Origin of the sequence: Micromonospora arida (assembly GCF_003857035.1) — a bacterium.
GTDB lineage: Bacteria > Actinomycetota > Actinomycetes > Mycobacteriales > Micromonosporaceae > Micromonospora > Micromonospora arida.
In genome coordinates this window covers 1-2,688 of sequence record NZ_QGSY01000119.1, presented here as the reverse complement: position 1 = coordinate 2,688, position 2,688 = coordinate 1, and the positions used below count along the sequence as shown (strand labels likewise).

Below are 2,688 nucleotides of genomic sequence, written 5' to 3'. Positions count from 1 at the left end.
TCGCGTGAGAGTTGCAACGTCGGGGTTGCGGGTGAGCTGAGATCGGGGGCTCACGTGCGAGACTAGGTAACCATGAGCGACCCACGGATCACCTCGTCGATCTTCACCCGCGGCGCGGTCGACCTCAGCACGCTGCGTGGCCCCGCACCAGCAAGTACCCGCCCCGGCACGCCCCCGCAGGGCGGCCCGTCCAACGGCGCCCCCGGCGCGCCCACAGCCGGCGGTGACACCGCCATCGTGGACGTCACCGAGGCGACCATCCAGTCCGACGTGCTCGAACGCTCGATGGCCACGCCCGTCGTCGTGTTCTTCGGTGCGGCCGGCTTCCCGGAGAGCGACGAGTTCGCCCCGGTCCTGGAGCGGCTGAACGCCGAGGGCGGCGGCACCTGGGTGCTGGCCCGGGTCGACGTGCAGGAAAATCCCCGAATCGCCCAGATGTTCCGGGTGCAGGGCATCCCCATGGTCTACGCGGTCGTCGGCGGCCAGCCGGTCGACGCCTTCTCCGGAGTGGTTCCCGAGGCGCAGCTGCGGCAGTGGCTCCAGGCCGTACTCAAGGCCGGTGGCGTGACCGTCGCCGAGCCGGAGGACCCCCGCCTCGACGAGGCGGACGACGCGCTGATGAGCGGCGACCTGGACGCCGCCGAGCAGGCGTACCGGAAGATCCTCGCCGACGCCCCGGCGGACGCCGCGGCCACGGCGGGGCTGGCCCAGGTCGGGGTGGCCCGCCGGGTGGCCGGTGCCGACCCGTCCGCCGCGCTGGCCGCCGCCGAGAGCGCCCCCGACGACGTCGCCGCCCAACTGCTGGCCGCCGACATCGAGGTGCTCAGCGGCTTGGCCGAGCAGGCGTACGCCCGGCTCGTCGGTCTGGTCCGGCGCACCGCCGGTGAGGACCGTGAGACGGTTCGCCAGCACCTGGTCTCGCTCTTCTCCATCGCCGGCCCGGACGATCCGGCGGTCGCGTCGGCGCGTCGGGCCCTGGCCAGCGCCCTGTTCTGAGTTCGTAGCACGCCAGCGCGGGCCGGCGTTCCGGCCGGCCCGCCCGACCACCGAGGACGGGAGCTCATGATGCGCCGGATCGCCGTCCTCGACGCGCCGACAAATCTCGGTCTACGGCCGCCGACGCCCACGTCGGTCCCGGGTTGCGCCAAGGCGCCCGGGGCGCTGCGCGACCACGACCTGCTGGCCCGGCTCCGCGCCCGCGACGCCGGATGCGTCACCCCCGCCCGGTACGACCCGGGCGACTGGCGGCCCGGCGACGGGGTGTGCCACGCCCGGGAGATCGCCGACTACTCGTTGGCCCTCGCCGAACGCATCGGCTCGATCATCGACCGGGGTGAGTTCCCGGTGGTGCTCGGCGGCGACTGCTCCGTGCTCCTCGGCTCGGCCCTGGCCATGCACCGCCTCGGCGAGGCCGTCGGCGGGCGGATCGGGCTGGTCTTCGTCGACGGGCACTCCGACTTCCGGCACCCCGGCAACGCCTCCTACGTCGGCGCGGCCGCCGGTGAGGACCTGGCCCTGGTCACCGGGCGAGGGCAGGCCGACCTGGCCGCGCTGGAGGGCCGCCGGCCCTACTTCCGCGACATCGACGTGGTGGTGCTCGGCATCCGCGCCCAGGACGAATACCGGCTCGACCTCCAGGCCGCCGGGATCACCACCCGACCGGTGCCGGCGCTGCGCGCCGAAGGCGCCGCCCGGACGGCCCAGTGGGCGCACGAGCAACTCGCCGACTGCGCGGGCTACTGGGTGCACATCGACGTGGACGTGCTCGACCCGGCGGTGATGCCCGCCGTGGACGCCCCCGACCCGGGTGGAATCGCCTTCGCCGAGCTGGAGATCCTGCTCGCCGGCCTGGTCGACACCCCGCACTGCCTCGGCGTGGAGCTGACCGTCTTCGACCCCGACTACGACCCGGACGGCTCGTACGCGGCCGAGATCGTCAACACAGTGGTCGCCGGTCTGGCACCGGTGACCGCCCCGGAAGCCGTGCCGCCCCGACTGCTGTCGGCCCGGCCCACGCCCTCCCCGCGGCGCGGCAACGGCCGGGGCGCCACCGCCACCACCGATCGCTCCGACCGTGCCGAGCGGCTCAACCGTGCCGAGCGTCCCAACCGGGCCGAGCGGCACGACGGGCTGGTTGGGCTCGACGGTGCTGAGCAGGTTGCGAGTCTTGAATTCCCCGCTGACATCGATGCCGCTGACATCGACTCCGCCGATATCGGGCCTGCTGGGCTCGGGTCTGCCGGCGTCGGGCCTGCCGGGCTCGGGCCTGCGGCTCTCGGGCCGGCCGGTGTCGGCGCACCCGGCGTCGATCCGTCGGTGAGCGCGGTGCCGAACGACGTCCTGGCCGAGGGGGAGTCACCAGGCACGGGCGGACGGGCCCACTCCGGGCCATCGGGCGTCGCGGCCAGTGTCGCGCCCCTGGTCGAACGCGAACCGGTCGGCCCGCCGGCGTCGGCCGGCCCAGGTCTCCTGCGACGCACCGCCCCGTCGACCCAGAACCCGCCGGAAAGGCACGAAGCCGACACCGCCTGACCCGGTCTTCGGCCCCCTAGCCTTGATCGACTCGGTTTCAGTGAATCCGGGGTGTCCGAGTGGCTCGGACACCGCAGTTTCAGCGAAACCGAGTGGATCAAGGCCGGGCGCCGGGCGTTGCCCCCCGGGCGAGGGCCGTACGCCGGGGCGTTGGCC

General features: G+C 74.2%; 2 protein-coding genes. Both read left to right on the top strand.

From position 1 onward, the window contains the following. The first annotated feature begins 72 nt into the window (after positions 1 to 72). Positions 73 to 996 carry a tetratricopeptide repeat protein gene (locus DLJ58_RS06325; protein WP_124854281.1) on the top strand — a complete coding sequence of 308 codons (924 nt, stop codon included), beginning with the start codon at positions 73 to 75 and terminating at the stop codon, positions 994 to 996. Between the two features lie 66 nt (positions 997 to 1,062). Continuing rightward, a complete protein-coding gene (locus DLJ58_RS06320; protein WP_208740887.1) occupies positions 1,063 to 2,532 on the top strand; it encodes an arginase family protein in 1,470 nt (489 codons plus the stop codon). Positions 2,533 to 2,688 lie beyond the last annotated feature (156 nt).

Coding starts and splice junctions, on each gene's coding strand:
- DLJ58_RS06325 (WP_124854281.1), top strand. CDS start 73: ATGAGCGACCCACGGATCACCTCGTCGATCTTCACCCGCGGCGCGGTC.
- DLJ58_RS06320 (WP_208740887.1), top strand. CDS start 1,063: ATGATGCGCCGGATCGCCGTCCTCGACGCGCCGACAAATCTCGGTCTA.